Source organism: Methylobacterium sp. 22177 (genome assembly GCF_052045615.1).
Taxonomy (GTDB): Bacteria; Pseudomonadota; Alphaproteobacteria; order Rhizobiales; family Beijerinckiaceae; genus Methylobacterium; species Methylobacterium radiotolerans.
Genome location: NZ_JBQEPK010000015.1, coordinates 76,865 through 92,543 on the forward strand (window position 1 = coordinate 76,865; position 15,679 = coordinate 92,543).

The window sequence follows — 15,679 nt, forward strand, 5'->3', positions numbered from 1 at the left end:
CAAGGATTGCGGGGCTGGAGCGCCCGGCGGCGCGCTAGTGAAGCGCGAGGCCCTGCAGCCTCGAACGCGACCCAGCGGAGACATCATCATCGTGCCCGGCGTTCCATCCGCGCGCAGTTCCGAGCCGCCCGAGGTGCCGCCGCGGCCGACCCTCGCCGGCAACACCGCCCTCGGCGTGACGCAGATCGTCCTGTGGGGCGGCACCTTCTTCCTCACCGCGGTCGTCTCGGACCCGGTCGTCGCCGAGACCGGCTGGCCGCAGGCCATGGTGGTGGGCGCGCTGTCGCTGGCGATCTTCGTGTCGGGTCTGCCGGCTCCCTTCGTCGGCCGCCTGATCCGGCGCCACGGCGGGCGGCCGGTCCTGGTCGCCGGCGCCACGATCATCGCGGCCGGCCTCGTGCTGATGGCGGTCGCCCAGACCCTGCCGGTCTTCCTGCTCGCCTGGGTGGTGGCCGGTCTCGGCATGTCGGCGGCGCTCTACGACCCGCTCTTCGCCGCGATCGGCCAGGCCTACGGCCCCGCCGCGCGCGGGGCGATGACGCAGATCGCGATCTCGTCGGGCTTGGCGGTCTCGCTCTGTTGGCCGGCGACGCGGTTTCTGGTCGATCATGTCGGCTGGCGCGGGGCCTGCCTCACCTACGCGATCCTGTCCGTCGCCCTCGTGGCCCCGCTCTTCGCCTGGGCGCTTCCGGCGCGGAGCCGGGCTGCTGTAGGACCGGCGCCGCCGCGACCTGCCGGGCCGGCGGGGTCGGCCGAAGCCGCGCGCCTGCCGGCCGAGCGCCTCCTCGCGGTGACCTTCACGATGGCGGCGATGATCATGACCGCCGCCTCGGTGCAATTGCTCAACCTGCTCCAGACCCTGGGCGTCGGCGGCACCGCCGCCGTGGCCCTGACCGGCCTGATCGGTCCCGCCCAGGTCGGCGTGCGCGTCGTCGAACTCGCCTTCGGCCGCCGCGCCCATCCGGCCTGGTCCCTGCTCCTGTCGAGCGCCAGCGTGGGGCTGGGCCTCCTGCTGCTGGCGACTTGGCCGTCGCTGGCGTGGCTCGCGATGCTGCTCTACGGCGCCGGCAACGGCATGCGCACCGTCGTCCGGGGCACGCTGCCGCTGGCGCTCTACGGGCAGCGCGAATACGCGGCGGCGATGGGCCGGCTCGCCCGCCTGCCGCTCCTCGGTCAGGCGGTCACCCCGCTAGCCTGCGGCTACATCGCCGAACGGTTCGGCCTCATGCCGCTGCTGGACGTCATGCTGGCCGTGGCGGCGATCAATCTCGGCCTGTCCCTCTGGGTCTTCGGCTTCGCGATGCGCCGCCCGAACGAGCAGGCGTGATCGGCTCCGCGGGCCGGTCACGGAAGCGAGGCAGCATTCCGCGGCAGCTCGCCCGGGCCGTCCGTCGCGGTTCCTGATGCCGCGTCCGGGCGTGCCCGCGGGGTGCTGACAGCCGCCATCCCCGTCGAGCTAGCCGGTTCCACCCCACGCGAACGATCTGATGGCGCCTGGCATCGCTGAGCGGGGCGATCGACTGGGGCTGTCAAAATCGGTATCGCCTGATTGACAGATTGTCGGACGATATGCTCAATTCGAGTCGCGGATGAGATGCACCCGCGAGGAAGAGCCGGTTCAACCGGCCGCCTGAAGGAAACGCCCGCATGGACGCAGAGATCTACAAGATCTACGCGATCAAGTACGCGCATCATCACCGTATGGCCCGCGAGAACTTCATCGGCGGGGACATCCACGATGGGCCAATGCCGATCGACTACTTCGTGTGGGTCGTCGCGGGCGCTGGCCGAACGATCGTCGTCGACACGGGCTTCGACCGGGCGATGGCGACGAAGCGGGGCCGCGACATCGTCCGACCGGTCGAGGAGGGGCTGGCGCGGATCGGGGTCGACCCGCTTCAGATCGAGGACGTCGTCCTGACCCACCTGCACTACGACCATGCCGGCAACCACGACCTGTTCCCGAAGGCCCGCTTCCATGTCCAGGAGCGCGAGATGGCCTTCTGCACCGGCCGCTGTATGTGCCACCCGGAGGTCCGCCACCCCTTCGCCGCCGAGGACGTGAAGGCGATGGTGGACCGGCTGTTCGAGGACCGCGTCCGCTTCCGCGAGACGACCGACACGCTGTATCCGGGGATCACCCTCCACCGGGTCGGCGGGCACTCGGATGGCCTGCAGATCGTCCGGGTCCGGACGGCGCGCGGCTGGGTCGTTCTGGCCTCCGACGCCGCGCACTTCTTCGCCAATATCGGCCGCCGGCTCGCCTATCCGATCGTCTACAACGTTGGCGACATGTTCGAGGGCTACCGGACCGTCCGGCGCCTGGCCGAGTCCGAGGATCACATCGTCCCGGGCCACGATCCGCAGGTTCTCGCGATCTACCCGCCGGCGGCCGAGGATGTCGCCGGCTGGATCGCGCGCGTCGATCTGCCCCCGACCGCTTCACCGACCTATTGACCGGAGGATTCCATGATCGTCGAGATGCGTGTCTACTACTGCGCCCCGACACGTCTGCCGGCCCTGCTGGAGCGGTTCCGCTCCACGACGCTCGGCTTCTTCCAGAAATACGGCATCGAGCAGATCGGCTTCTGGACCACGCTCGTCGGTCCCGACAACCACGCGCTCACCTACCTGCTCAAGTGGGACGACATGGCCCAGCGCGAGGCGCGCTGGAACGCCTTCCAGGCCGATCCGGACTGGATCGCCGCCCGCGCCGAGACTGAGAAGGACCGGCCGATCGTCGCCCGGATCGAGAACACCTTCCTCACCCCCACGGACTTCTCCGCCCTGCGCTGACGGGGACACGCGGCGTCGGGCCGCTCCGGCTGTCGCCCAGAGGGACATTCACGGCATGGAACAGAGAACCATCGGCGTCATCGGTCTCGGCATGATGGGCGACCCCATGAGCCGGTGCCTCGCCAAGGCGGGGCACGTGCTCCGCCTGCTCGACGCGGACGCGGGCCGGACCGACGCGCTCGCCCGGGACCTCGGCGCGACGACGCTGACGCGGGAGAACGCCGCCGGGCTCGATCTCCTGATCACGATGCTGCCGAACTCCGCCATCGTCGAGGCGGTGCTACTCGATGACGGCTGGGCCGACGCGCTTCCGGCCGGTGCCACCGTGATCGACATGAGCTCGTCGGAGCCGGTGCGATCCCGCGCGCTCGGCGAGACGCTCGCCGGGAAAGGGCTCGGCTACCTGGACGCGCCGGTCTCGGGCGGCGTGAAGCGGGCGGTCAACGGCACGCTCGCGATCCTCGTCGGCGGCACGGAGGACCTCCTCGCCCGCTGGCGGCCGGTGCTGGAGGCGATGGGCACCTCCGTCCTGCATATCGGCCCGGCGGGATCGGGCCACGCCGCCAAGGCGCTGAACAACTTCGTCTCCGCCGCGGGTCTGCTCGCTACCGTCGAGGCGCTCCACGTGGCGCAGCGCTTCGGCATCGCGCCGGAGGCCATGACCGACGTGCTCAACGCCTCGTCCGGGCGCAGCAACACCTCCGAGAACAAGGTCAAGCAGTTCATGCTCAGCGGCAGCTTCGCCTCGGGCTTCTCACTGAAGCTGATGGACAAGGATCTCGGCATCGCCGGGGCCCTGGCCGAGTCGGTCGACTACCCGCTCGACTTCGGCCGGCACTGCATCGAGACCTGGCACGCGATCGCCGGGGAGGTCGGGCCCGCGGCCGACCACACCGAGATGTACCACCTGCTGGCCAAGGGAGCCTGAGACGATGGCGCTCCCGGACCTGAGCCGCTTCTACATCGACGGCGCCTGGGTCGAGCCGGTCGCGGCCCGGCCGTTCCCGCTGATCGATCCCGCCACCGAGACCGCGTTCGGCACCCTCGCGCTCGGCAATGCCGAGGATGTCGACCGGGCCGTCCGCGCGGCCCGCGCCGCCTTCCCGGCCTTCTCGGAGACGGCGCCCAACGCGCGCGTCGCGCTCCTGCGCCGGATCCTCGCGCTCTTCGAGGAGCGGTTCGAGACCTTCGCCGAGACGATCCGGCAGGAGATGGGCTCGCCCATCGGCTTCGCCCGCAAGGGGCAGGCGGCGCGGGGACCGGCGCACCTCAACGCGCTCATCGAGGTGATGGAACGCTTCGCCTTCGAGGAGGACCGCGGCACCACCCGGATCCGGCGCGAGCCGATCGGCGTCTGCGGCCTGATCACCCCCTGGAACTGGCCGATCAACCAGATCGTCGTGAAGATCGCCCCGGCGCTCGCGGCCGGCTGCACGATGGTGCTGAAGCCCAGCGAGTACTCGGCCGTCAGCGCGATGCTGTTCGCGCAGGTCCTTCACGACGCGGGCGTCCCGCCGGGCGTGTTCAACCTCGTGAACGGCGACGGCCCCGGCGTCGGCGCGGCGATCGCCGCGCATCCGGGGATCGACATGGTCTCGTTCACCGGGTCGACCCGCGCCGGGATCGAGATCGCCCGGGCGGCGGCCCCGACCATCAAGCGCGTCGCGCAGGAGCTCGGCGGCAAATCCGCCAACATCCTGCTCGAGGACGTCGACTTCGATCAGGCGGTCCGGCGCGGCGTCGCGGCCTGCTGCACCAATTCCGGCCAGTCCTGCTCCATCCCGACGCGGATGCTCGTGCCCCGGGCGCGGATGGACGAGGCGGCCGCCATCGCGGCCGAGGCGGCCTCCGGCTTCCGGCTCGGCCCGACTGCGGATCCCGAGACGGATCTCGGCCCGGTGGTCAACCGCACCCAGTACGAGCGCGTCGTCGGGCTGATCCGCACCGGCATCGCGGAGGGCGCGCGGCTCGTCGCCGGCGGCCCGGAGCGGCCGGACCACCTGGACCGCGGCTTCTACGTCCGTCCGACGGTCTTCGCCGACGTGACCCCCGACATGACCATCGCGCAGGAGGAGATCTTCGGCCCGGTCCTGTCGATCCTCGCCTACGACAGCGAGGACGAGGCCGTCGCGATCGCCAACGGGTCGCGCTACGGGCTCGCCGCCTACGTGCAGGGGCGGGACCGCGACCGGGCGCGCGCCGTGGCGCGGCGGCTCGTCGGCGGCCAGGTCCACATCAACTACCCGCCCCCGGACGTCCACGCGCCGTTCGGCGGCTACCGCCAGTCCGGCAACGGCCGGGAATGGGGCGAGGCCGGTCTCCAGGAATACCTCGAGACGAAGGCGATGATCGGCTTCGGCCTCGACTGATCCGTCCCGCGCGATGCGGCCGGCGTCTTCGCGCGTCGGCCCCGACCAGGAGAACCAGATGTCCGACGAGAGCGAGCTGTTCGGCAAGGGCTTCGAGAACCGCAAGGCCGTCCTGGGCGCCGCCCATGTCGAGAAGTCCTGGGCCAACGCCGACGCGTTCAACCGTCCGGTCCAGCGGCTCGTGACCGAGTATTGCTGGGGCGCGGTCTGGGGCGACGAGACGCTGCCGTTCAAGACCCGCAGCATGCTCAACATCGCGATGCTGACCGCGATGAACCAGCATCACGAGCTCGGCGTCCACGTCAAAGGCGCTCTCAACAACGGCGTGACCAAGGACGAGATCCAGGCCGTGCTGATGCAGGCGCTGGTCTATTGCGGCGCGCCGGCGGCCCTGTCCGCCTTCCGGACCGCCTCCGCGGCGATCGCCGCGTGGGACGCGGAGCACGACGGCGGGCGCTGATCCCGCGGACGACCGCGCGGGCTCGGCGCCCGCGCCCACGCTCCGACGCAGTCAAAAAAGTTGCGCGGCAGTACAACAGGGAGGGAGACGCCATGTCGGTCACGTCGGCGGCCTTGGCAACGGACGCAGCGGGCGCGCGCCCGGCCTCGTCCCAGTCGATCGAGGAGAAGCGACGAAGCGCCATCCGCGGCGCGTTCTTCTCCGAATACATCGACATGTTCGACATCTACCTGCCGGTGGTCGCGCTGGCGCCGGTGATGTTCATGTTCCAGCCGAAGAACCTGTCACCCCAGATGGAGACGGTGCTGGCGTCGCTGGTGTTCATCACCACGCTGCTCGGCCGCCCGATCGGCGCGCTCATCTTCGGCCTGATCGCCGACAAGGTCGGGCGCCGGGCCGCCTCGATCTACTCGGTGGCGGGCTTCGGCGTGATCACGCTGCTGATCGGCCTGCTGCCCGGCTACGAGACGCTCGGCCTCGCCTCGTACATCCTGCTGGTCCTGCTGCGCTTCCTCGACGGGATCTTCCTCGGCGGCGGCTACACCGGGGCGATGCCGCTCGCCATCGAGTACTCGAAGAAGGACAAGCGCGGCTTCGTCGGCGGCCTGATCATCGCGGGCTTCCCGGCCGCCTATGTCAGCATCAACCTCATCACGATGCTGATGTTCTACCTGTTCCCGCTGGACGGGCCGGGATCGCCCTACACGGTCTGGGGCTGGCGCATCCCCTTCATCGTCGGCGCGGCGCTCGCCGGCCTGCTCGCCCTCTACTACGTCCACAAGGTCTCGGAATCGGAGGTCTGGAAGAAGGAGGCGGCCGGCGGCGCGGTCCAGGCCGAGACATCACCCATGGCGGGTCTGCTTTCCGGGAAGGGCGGGCGCGATCTCCTGCAGGTCCTGCTTCTGATGACCGGCTTCTGGACGACGCAGAACATCATCACGATCTACATGCCGACCGGTCTGCTGGTGAAGACCCTGCACCTCGACGGCTTCGCGCTGACCGCGACGCTGATGATCTGCTACACGATCCTGTTCTTCAGCTACATCGGCTCCGGACTGCTGGGGCAGATGATCGGCCGCCGGCGCTTCTTCCTGGTCGTCGGCCCGCTGATCGCGACCGTCGGCGCGTACATCCTCTACACGCTGACCGTCACGCCCGGGATGGCCTTCGGCACCCGCGTGCTGCTGGTCAGCCTCCTGGCGGTCATCGTGACGTCGCCCTGGGGCGTCATCGTCACCTACATCAACGAGCGCTTCGCCACGGATGTCCGCGCCACCGGCTTCGGCATCGGATTCAGCCTCTCGGTGGTGATCCCGTCCTTCTACGCCTTCTACATGGACTGGCTGAGCGCGCTGATGCCGCTCGCGCTGACGCCCGTGGCCCTGCTGATCGTCGGCGGGCTGATCGGCACCGTGGGCGCGCTCATCGGGCCGGAGACCAGGGACGTCGATTTCGGCACCGGGCACTGAGACGGACGCCGCGCGGAGGTTGCAGCATGAACGGGAACCGGATCGGCTTCATCGGGCTCGGCAACATGGGCGGCCGCATGACGCGCCGCCTGACCGGGGCGGAGATCGACGTCGTCGGCTTCGACACCGACCCGGAGGCCGCGGCGCGCTGGGGCGCGACGGAAGCGGCCTCGATCGCCGCGGTCGTCGAGGCGGCGGACGTGGTCCTGATGTCCCTGCCCGACAGCAAGGTGGTCGAGCGCGTCGTGCTCGGCAAGGGCGGCGTCCTCGCGGGCTGCCGGCACGGGCAGATCGTCGTCGACCTCAGCACGGCCTCGGCCAGCTCGACGCGCCGCATCGCCGCGGCGCTGGCCGAGCGCGGCGTCGCCTACGTCGACGCGGGCATCTCCGGCGGCGCCGCGGCCGCCGAGAAAGGGACGCTGACCCTGATGGTCGGCGGCGATCCGGCCGTGATCGACCGGCTGGGCTGGGTCTTCGCGCCGATCGCCCGAAAGGTCGTCGTGATGGGCGGCTCCGGCGCCGGCCACACGACCAAGCTGCTCAACAACTTCCTGAACGCGGTCAGCCTCGCCGCCACCGCGGAGGTCATGGTGGCGGGCCGGAAGGCCGGGCTCGACCTGCACCGGCTCCTGGAGGTGCTGAACGCCTCCAGCGGCGTCAACTTCGCGACGCTGAACCGCTTCCCGAAGATCGTCGACGGCGACTACCTGGAAGGCGGCCTGACCGGCAAGCTGATGACCAAGGACGTCGTGCTCTACACCGATCTCCTGCACGAGCTCGGCGTCGCCTCCCTCAACGCGTCCGGCCCGATGGCGAGCTTCGGCCTCGCCACGGCGCTCGGCTACGGCGACGTCATCTCCAACCGCGTCGTCGACGCCATCGGCGACGTCTCCGGCGGCGTCCGGCTCCACGAGAACTGACACGAGAACTGAGAGGATACGATGCAGATCTTCCACGGTCGCGAGAACAGCGCGAGATCCGAGAGCCGCGGGCCGACCTTCACCGGGCAGGTCTGGGCCGATCCGGTCATGCCGTCGACGGGCGGCGTGATGATCAACAACGTCTTCTTCACGCCCGGCGCGCGGACCTTCTGGCACGCGCACGCGCAGGGTCAGATCCTGCAGGTCACCGCCGGCAAGGGCTGGATCTGCGTCGCGGGCCAGCAGGCGCAGCCGATCCGGGCGGGCGACACCGTCTGGATCCCCGCGGACGAGCGGCACTGGCACGGCGCGGCCGCCGACAGCTACCTGATCCACACGGCGATCTCGCTCGGCAAGACCGACTGGCAGGACGAGGTGGTCGAGGCCGATTACGCCGGAGCCACGGCATGACCGGAACCGCCCCGAACCCGGAGAGCCTCCGGCACACCGTGCAGGGCGAGCTCGGCTACTGGGATCCCGAGCAGGCGGCTCTGGCCGAGCTGGCCCCGGGCTTCCTCGACGCCTGGGCGCGGCTGGCGACGGTCCCGGTGCGCAAGAACCATCTCGGCGCCAAGGACCGCGCCCTGATCGCGCTCTCGGCCGCGACGGCCGCGACCCACCTCTACGCGCCCGGAACCCGCCGCCAGATCCGCAACGCCCTCGACGCGGGCGCGACGGCCGACGAGATCACGGAGGTGCTCGCGCTCACCGCGACGCTCGGTATCCACGCCTGTAACATCGGCGTGCCGCTGCTGCTGGAGGTGCTGGAAGAGGCCGGCCAGCGGAGCGGCCCCGCGCCGCTGACACCGCGCCAGGAGCAGCTGAGATCCGACTTCACCCGCGACCGGGGCTACTGGCACAGCTTCTGGGACGGTCTTCTCGAACTCGATCCCGACCTGTTCGAGGGCTACCTCGACTTCTCGGCCTGGCCCTGGCGCCACGGCGTGCTCACGCCGAAGATGAAGGAGTTCGTCTACTGCGCCTTCGACGCGGCGGCGACCCATCTCTACGTGCCGGGCCTGAAGATGCACATGAAGAACGCCCTCGGCTACGGGGCGACCAAGGAAGAACTCATGGAGGTTCTCGAGATCGTCAGTCTGATCGGCATGCACGGCGCGGAACTGGCCGCGCCGATCCTGCGGGACGAGCTGGCCGCTCGGGGCCGGGGCTGACGGGCGCGCTGCGGGGCATGCCTTGCCACCCGAGGCCGCGCCATGTCACCCGTGCGGCCCAGCCGCGATCCCCGAACACCCAGCGATGAACAAGATCAGCGCCATCCAGCCGGACACGCTCCGTCGCAAGGTCGAGGACGCCGTCCGCGAGGCGATCACCTCGGGCGTCTACGCCCCCGGCGAGCGGCTGATCGAGCGCGAATTGTGCGAAGGGCTCGGCGTCAGCCGCGCCTCCGTGCGCGAGGCCCTGCGCAGGCTCGAGGCCGAGAAGCTCGTCCACACGGTTCCGCATCGCGGCCCGGTCGTGGCCTCGATCTCGGTGGAGGAGGCGCGTCAGCTCTACGCACTGCGCGCCGTCCTCGAGGGCTACGCGGCTCACGAATTCGCCACGCAGGCCGCGGATGCCGCCATCCTGCAGTTCGGGCGAGCCGCGGCGGATCTGCGCGAGGCCGCCGGCAGCGGCGACACGGACCGCGTCCTGCGCGCCAAGGGCATCCTGTACGACGTCATGCTCAGCCATTGCGGCAACGATCTCGTCCGCGAGATCCTCCGCGGGTTCTACTCCCGGATAAACCTGCTGCGGGCGACATCCCTGATGCATCCGGAGCGGCTGCCGCACAGCCTCGCCGAGATCGACGCCCTCGTGGCCGCTTTCCAGAAGCGGGACGCCGCGCAGGCGGAGCAGCTGGCCCGCCTCCACGTCACCAACGCGTGCGCGGTCGCCCTGAAGCAGCTCGCGTCTCGGACCGCGCAGACGCCGCTCGACGCGGTGAGCTGAGCCGAAACCCCTCGCCCGCGAGCCCGCCCGTCCTTCGGCCGACCCGCTGACACGATCCGGTGCCGGTCGCCGGCGATGGCCGACCAGCCATGCCGCCAGGCCGGGGAGGGGCGGCGGGGCGCGCCGCAGCGCGCGTTCGCCGCCAAGGCGCCTCCCGGCGACGCATGGAACGCGATGATTTGTGCAGGGGATGCCACCAGAAGCGGCAGGTCTCGGCTTGCAAATGATCTAAAAGTTTCTCAATCTCGGCTCAGTTGAGAATTTTCGATCGAGCCTGGCGCCGTGGCACTGCAACCTGGGGAAGCATCTGTCGCCCAGCGCATCGCGCAGGCGTACCCGTCCCTCAGCGCCGCCCATCGGCAGGTTGCCCGCTTCGTGCTTGATCACCCGCTCCGCGCCGCGACGCTCCCGGTCAACGAGCTGGCGGATCTCGTCGGCGTCTCCGTCGCGACCGCCAACCGGTTCGCCCGCGCCGTCGGCTACGCGGGCTACGCGAAGTTCCGCGCGGCCCTCGTCCTGGGCTACGAGAAGGCGCTCGCCCCGGTCGAGAAGCTGCGCGGCGGCCGGGAGCAGCCCACGACCGTGTCCGGGATCCTCGACGGGGCCCTGGCCGACATCGTCCGCAACATCGAGGCGACGCGGCGGGGGCTCGACGGCGAAACGTGCGGCCGCGCGGTCGAGGCGATCCGGCAGGCCCGACGGGTCTACGTCGTGGGCCTGGGCAGCAGCAGCTGGCCGGCCGGCATCCTCGCGCGCAACCTCGACGTGAACCGCGAGGACGTGCACCTGCTGGCGACGCTGGAGGGGCCGGGCTTCGCCGCGCGGACCCTGCGCCGGCTGACGGCCGACGACCTCGTCATCGCCCTCGCCACGCCGCGCTACTTCGCCGACACGGTGCGGCTGGCCGAGATCGCCCGGAAGCACGGCGCCGCGGTGCTGGCGCTGACCGACGGCCCGCACTCGCCCCTCGTGGCGACCGCCACCCTCGCGCTCTACGCCCAGACGGACTGCCACTACTTCGCGGCCTCGGATGCCAGCCTGACGGCCCTCGTCGAGGCCCTCGCGAGCGCCTTCGCCCACGCGACCGTGGATCTCGTCCCGGCCGCGACGCGGGTGACGGAAGCGGTGCTGCCCTGGCTCGACCGCGACTACGCCGCTTGGCCGCCGCAGGGCGGAGCCGACGACCTGTCCGACACCCCGCCTCCGGGAACCGTTCCATGAGCGACCACCGCCCCGTTCTCGTGATCCACGGCGGCGCCGGGACGATCGCGCAGGGTCAGGATGATCCGGGCGAGGCGCGCTATCACGCGGCCCTCGCGGACATCCTGGCGGCCGGAGCGGCCTGCCTCGCCGACGGCGGCAACGCCCTCGACGCCGTGAGCGTCGCCGTCGACCTCCTCGAGGAGTGCCCGCTGTTCAACGCCGGCCACGGCGCCGTCTTCACCAGCGCCGAGACCCACGAGCTCGACGCCGCGATCATGGACGGTGCCACCCTGCGGGCCGGCGCCGTCGCGGGCGTCGCGCGGGTCCGCCGGCCCGGCCGCGCGGCCCGCGCGGTGATGGAGGCGGGCGAGCACGTCCTGATGGCGGGGGCCGGCGCCGAGGCCTTCGCGGAGCAGCACGGCCTGGAGATGGTGGCGCCGAACTTCTTCTCGACGGAAGCCCGCCGCGACCAGCTCCGCCGGGCCCGGGCCGCCGGGCAGGTGGCCCTCGACCACGACGCGGCGTCGGGCCCCCTCGACGAGACCCGCAAGTTCGGCACGGTCGGTGCCGTCGCCCTCGACCGGGACGGCCATCTCGCCGCCCTGACCTCGACCGGCGGCATGACCAACAAGCGTCCCGGCCGGATCGGCGACTCACCGCTGATCGGCGCGGGCACCTACGCGGACGACCGGACCGCCGCAATCTCCTGCACCGGCACGGGGGAAGCCTTCATCCGCGTCGCGGCGGCGCACGATGTCTGCGCGCGCATGGCCTACGGGGGCCAGGACCTCGCGGCGGCGGCTCGGGCGGTGGTCGAGGACGCTCTCCCGGCGGTCGGGGGCCGCGGCGGATTGATCGCCGTCGACGCGCGCGGCCGGGTCGCGATGCCGTTCAACACCGAGGGCATGTATCGCGGTGTCGTCCGCCCCGGCGAGGTGCCAACCACCGCGATCTTCGGCGAATCCCGCCGCGTCCCGGCTCCCGCGCGCTGAGATCCGCCATGCCGACCATCGCAGCCGGAACCGGCTCTCCCACCGCGATGCCCGACGGGCGGGTCGTCTCCGTCAGCGGCCTCACCGTCCGCTTCGCGACCTCCGAGCGGGTCGTGGAGGCGGTCCGCGACCTGTCGTTCCACGTCGATGCCGGCGAGACCCTGGCGATCGTCGGCGAGTCCGGGTCGGGCAAGTCCGTGACCTCGCTGAGCCTGATGCGCCTCGTGGAGCACGGCGGCGGCCGGATCGCGGCCGGGCAGATGCTGTTCCGGCGCGGCTCGGGCGAGGTCCTCGACCTCGCCGCCGCCCCGAACGCCAAGATGCGGGCGATCCGCGGCGCCGATATCGCGATGATCTTCCAGGAGCCGATGACCTCCCTGAACCCGGTCTTCACCGCCGGTGACCAGATCGCGGAATCGATCCGCGTCCATCAGGGAAAGAGCGCCTCCGCCGCCCGGGCCGAGGCCCTGCGGATGCTCGACCTCGTGCGCATCCCCGAGGCGCGCAATGTCCTCACGCGCTACCCGCACCAGCTCTCCGGCGGCATGCGCCAGCGCGTGATGATCGCCATGGCCCTGTCCTGCAAGCCGCAGCTGCTCATCGCCGACGAGCCGACCACGGCCCTCGACGTCACGATCCAGGCCCAGATCCTCGAACTGATCCGCAGCCTCCAGGCCGAGATGAAGATGGGCGTCGTCTTCATCACCCACGACATGGGGGTCGTGGCCGAGATCGCCGACCGCGTGCTGGTCATGTACCGCGGCGACAAGGTCGAGGAGGGGGCGGCGCCCGCGCTCTTCGCCGCGCCGCGCCATGCCTACACCCGGGCGCTGCTCGCGGCCGTGCCCCGGCTCGGCGCGATGGCGGGCAGCGACCTGCCGCGGAAGTTCGACCTGCTGCGGGCCGGGGCCCGGGAACAGACGGCAGGGCAGGGGGCGGCCGCCGCGGTCGACGCGCCCCACGACACAGTCCGCGCCGGCGCCGGTCCGATCCTGCGTGTGCGCGACCTCGTCACCCGGTTCGACATCCGCGGCGGCCTGCTCAACCGCGTGCGCCGCCGCGTCCACGCGGTGGAGCGGGTCAGCTTCGATCTCCATCCCGGCGAGACCCTGGCCCTCGTCGGCGAATCCGGTTGCGGCAAGTCCACGACGGGCCGCTCGCTCCTGCGCCTCGTGGAGAGCGAGAGCGGCCTGATCGAGTTCGACGGCGGCAACGTCCGCGACCTGCCCCCCGGGCAGCTCCGCGGCCTGCGGCGCAACATCCAGTTCATCTTCCAGGACCCGTACGCGTCCCTCGATCCCCGCCTGACCGTGGGCTTCTCGATCATGGAGCCGCTGCTGGTCCACGGGATCGCGACGCGCCGGGAGGCGGAGGCGCGGGTGGCGTGGCTGCTCGAGCGCGTCGGGCTGACGCCCGACCAGGCGCAGCGCTACCCGCACGAGTTCTCGGGCGGGCAGCGGCAGCGCATCGCCATCGCCCGGGCCCTCGCCCTGAACCCGAAGGTCATCGTCGCCGACGAGGCGGTCTCGGCCCTCGACGTCTCCATCCAGGCGCAGATCGTGAACCTGATGCTCGACCTCCAGCGGGAGTTCGGCCTCGCCTACCTGTTCATCAGCCACGACATGGCGGTGGTCGAGCGGATCAGCCACCGGGTGGCGGTGATGTATCTCGGCCAGATCGTCGAGATCGGCCCGCGCCGGGCGATCTTCGAGAACCCGCAGCACCCCTACACCCGCAAGCTGATGGCGGCAGTGCCGATCGCCGACCCGGCCCGCCGGCACCTGCGCGCCCGCCGGCTCCTGACCGACGAGATCCCGAGCCCCGTGCGGGCGCTCGGCGACGAGCCGCAGGTCGCGCCCCTCGTCGAGATCGGCCCCGGCCATCTCGTCGCCCGCCACACCGTCGGCGGCCTCGCCGCCTGACACCGCCTACCCCCGCCAGCAGGATCGTCCCATGCCCCGAGGTCTGACCATGTTCGAGCGCTTCCTCCTCGCCGCCGGCCTGCTCGCCGTGGCGGCCGCGCCCGCCGCCGCGGCGGGCGACCCGATCCTGGCGATCAGCGGCCAGCCCGAGACTCTCGACCCGTACAACACGAACACGACGCTCACGACCGCCGTCACCAAGTCGTTCTACGAGGGCCTCTTCGGCTTCGACAAGGACCTGAAGGTCCGCAACGTCCTGGCCGAGAGCTACGAGACCTCGCCCGACGGCCTGGTCTACACGTTCAAGCTGCGCGAGGGCGTCAAATTCCACGACGGCACGACGTTCGACGCCGCTGCGGTGAAGGCCAATCTCGACCGCGTCCTCGACCCGGAGAACCACCTCGCGCGGTACAACCAGTTCAACCGCATCAAGACGATCGAGGTGCTCTCGCCCACGAGCCTGCGCATCACCCTGAAGGAGCCCTTCGGGCCGTTCATCAACTCGCTGGCCCACGCCTCGGCGGCGATCATCTCGCCCACGGCCCTGAAGAAGTACGGCAAGGACATCGCCTTCCACCCGGTCGGTACCGGGCCGTTCACCTTCGTCGACTGGAAGCAGACCGACTACGTCAAGGGCGCGAAGTTCGCCGATTACTGGCAGGCCGGCTTCCCGAAGGTCGACACCATCACGTGGAAGCCGGTGCCCGAGAACGGCACCCGCGCCGCCATGCTGCAGACCGGAGAGGCCGACTTCGCCTTCCCGCTGCCCTACGAGCAGGCCAAGATGCTCGAAGCCAGCAAGAAGCTGAAGATCGAGGTCCACGCCTCGATCATCGAGCGGTATCTCAGCATGAACGTGCTGCAGAAGCCGTTCGACGACCTGCGCGTCCGCCAGGCGATCAACTACGCGATCAACAAGGAGGCGTTGGCCAAGGTCGCCTTCTCGGGCTACGCCTTCCCCGCCCAGGGGATCGTCCCGCAGGGCGTGCGCTACGCCCACAAGATGGATCCCTGGCCCTACGACCCGGCCAAGGCGCGCCAGCTCCTGAAGGAGGCCGGCTACGCCAACGGCTTCGAGGCGACCCTCTGGAGCGCTTACACCACCACCACGGCCCAGAAGGCGATCCAGTTCCTCCAGCAGCAGCTCGGCCAAGTCGGCATCAAGGTGCAGACCCTGGCGCTGGAGCCCGGCCAGCGCACCGAGTGGGTGCAGACCGCCCCCGATCCGAAGATCGCCCGCGTCCGCCTCTACTATGCCGGCTGGTCGTCCTCGACCGGCGAGGCCGATTGGGGCCTGCGGCCGCTGCTGGCGACGGAGGCGTGGCCGCCGAAGCTCAACAACACCGCCTATTACAGCAACGCCGAGTTCGACGCCCTCCTCGCCAAGGCGCTGGTCTCGACCAACGACGCGGAGCGGGCCGAGCTCTACGCCAAGGCCCAGGAGATCGTCATGAAGGACGCCCCCTGGGCGCCGCTGGTCACCGAGCAGAACCTCTACGCGACCTCCGCGCGGCTCTCCGGCGTGTACGTCATGCCCGATGGCAACATCGATTCCGGCGAAATCGCCGTCGCTCAGTAGCCGCCGATCGCGGACCCTG

At 70.9% G+C, this 15,679-nt stretch carries 15 protein-coding genes; all 15 read left to right on the forward strand.

The features are described from left to right. Positions 1-91 precede the first annotated feature (91 nt). The 15 genes from ACTJK8_RS15705 to gsiB all read left to right on the forward strand — a co-directional run bounded on the left by ACTJK8_RS15705 (position 92) and on the right by gsiB (position 15,660). Entirely contained in the window at positions 92-1,327 is a 1,236-nt protein-coding gene (locus ACTJK8_RS15705; protein ID WP_440762152.1) for an MFS transporter, read from the forward strand. 320 nt (positions 1,328-1,647) lie between these two features. Then, entirely contained in the window at positions 1,648-2,457 is an 810-nt protein-coding gene (locus ACTJK8_RS15710) for an N-acyl homoserine lactonase family protein (protein ID WP_440762153.1), read from the forward strand. Positions 2,458-2,469: 12 nt separating this feature from the next. Continuing rightward, positions 2,470-2,796: an NIPSNAP family protein gene (locus tag ACTJK8_RS15715; RefSeq protein ID WP_012320199.1), complete on the forward strand. Its 327-nt coding sequence runs from the start codon at positions 2,470-2,472 to the stop codon at positions 2,794-2,796. Between the two features lie 55 nt (positions 2,797-2,851). Beyond that, the gene (locus ACTJK8_RS15720; RefSeq protein WP_440762154.1) at positions 2,852-3,724 is read left to right on the forward strand and encodes an NAD(P)-dependent oxidoreductase; all 873 of its coding nucleotides are present in this window, start codon (positions 2,852-2,854) and stop codon (positions 3,722-3,724) included. A gap of 4 nt (positions 3,725-3,728) precedes the next feature. Next, the gene (locus ACTJK8_RS15725; protein WP_440762155.1) at positions 3,729-5,165 is read left to right on the forward strand and encodes an aldehyde dehydrogenase family protein; all 1,437 of its coding nucleotides are present in this window, start codon (positions 3,729-3,731) and stop codon (positions 5,163-5,165) included. A gap of 58 nt (positions 5,166-5,223) precedes the next feature. Next, positions 5,224-5,625: a carboxymuconolactone decarboxylase family protein gene (locus tag ACTJK8_RS15730; RefSeq protein WP_058606607.1), complete on the forward strand. Its 402-nt coding sequence runs from the start codon at positions 5,224-5,226 to the stop codon at positions 5,623-5,625. Positions 5,626-5,717: 92 nt separating this feature from the next. Continuing rightward, positions 5,718-7,094 (forward strand): MFS transporter, encoded by a 1,377-nt coding sequence (locus ACTJK8_RS15735; protein ID WP_059408310.1) that lies wholly within the window; start codon positions 5,718-5,720, stop codon positions 7,092-7,094. 26 nt (positions 7,095-7,120) lie between these two features. Continuing rightward, positions 7,121-8,014, forward strand: a complete 894-nt coding sequence (locus ACTJK8_RS15740; protein WP_043074083.1) for an NAD(P)-dependent oxidoreductase — start codon at positions 7,121-7,123, stop codon at positions 8,012-8,014. Between the two features lie 21 nt (positions 8,015-8,035). Beyond that, positions 8,036-8,425: a cupin domain-containing protein gene (locus tag ACTJK8_RS15745; RefSeq protein ID WP_043074082.1), complete on the forward strand. Its 390-nt coding sequence runs from the start codon at positions 8,036-8,038 to the stop codon at positions 8,423-8,425. Then, positions 8,422-9,186 (forward strand): carboxymuconolactone decarboxylase family protein, encoded by a 765-nt coding sequence (locus ACTJK8_RS15750; protein ID WP_440762156.1) that lies wholly within the window; start codon positions 8,422-8,424, stop codon positions 9,184-9,186. Before ACTJK8_RS15745 ends, ACTJK8_RS15750 begins: the two co-directional genes overlap by 4 nt. Before the next feature lie 85 nt (positions 9,187-9,271). Next, positions 9,272-9,964, forward strand: coding sequence for a GntR family transcriptional regulator (locus ACTJK8_RS15755; protein ID WP_024829429.1), 693 nt, complete (start codon positions 9,272-9,274; stop codon positions 9,962-9,964). A 282-nt stretch (positions 9,965-10,246) separates the two neighbouring features. Further along, complete coding sequence (locus ACTJK8_RS15760; protein ID WP_012320190.1) at positions 10,247-11,185, forward strand: MurR/RpiR family transcriptional regulator; 939 nt, start codon at positions 10,247-10,249, stop codon at positions 11,183-11,185. Next, positions 11,182-12,159 carry an isoaspartyl peptidase/L-asparaginase gene (locus tag ACTJK8_RS15765; protein WP_029358591.1) on the forward strand — a complete coding sequence of 326 codons (978 nt, stop codon included), beginning with the start codon at positions 11,182-11,184 and terminating at the stop codon, positions 12,157-12,159. The genes ACTJK8_RS15760 and ACTJK8_RS15765 overlap by 4 nt, the downstream gene beginning before the upstream one ends. An 8-nt stretch (positions 12,160-12,167) precedes the next feature. Then, positions 12,168-14,081, forward strand: a complete 1,914-nt coding sequence (locus tag ACTJK8_RS15770) for a dipeptide ABC transporter ATP-binding protein (protein WP_440762157.1) — start codon at positions 12,168-12,170, stop codon at positions 14,079-14,081. 31 nt (positions 14,082-14,112) lie between these two features. Continuing rightward, a complete protein-coding gene (gsiB, locus tag ACTJK8_RS15775) occupies positions 14,113-15,660 on the forward strand; it encodes a glutathione ABC transporter substrate-binding protein GsiB (RefSeq protein ID WP_440762158.1) in 1,548 nt (515 codons plus the stop codon). Positions 15,661-15,679: the final 19 nt, after the last annotated feature.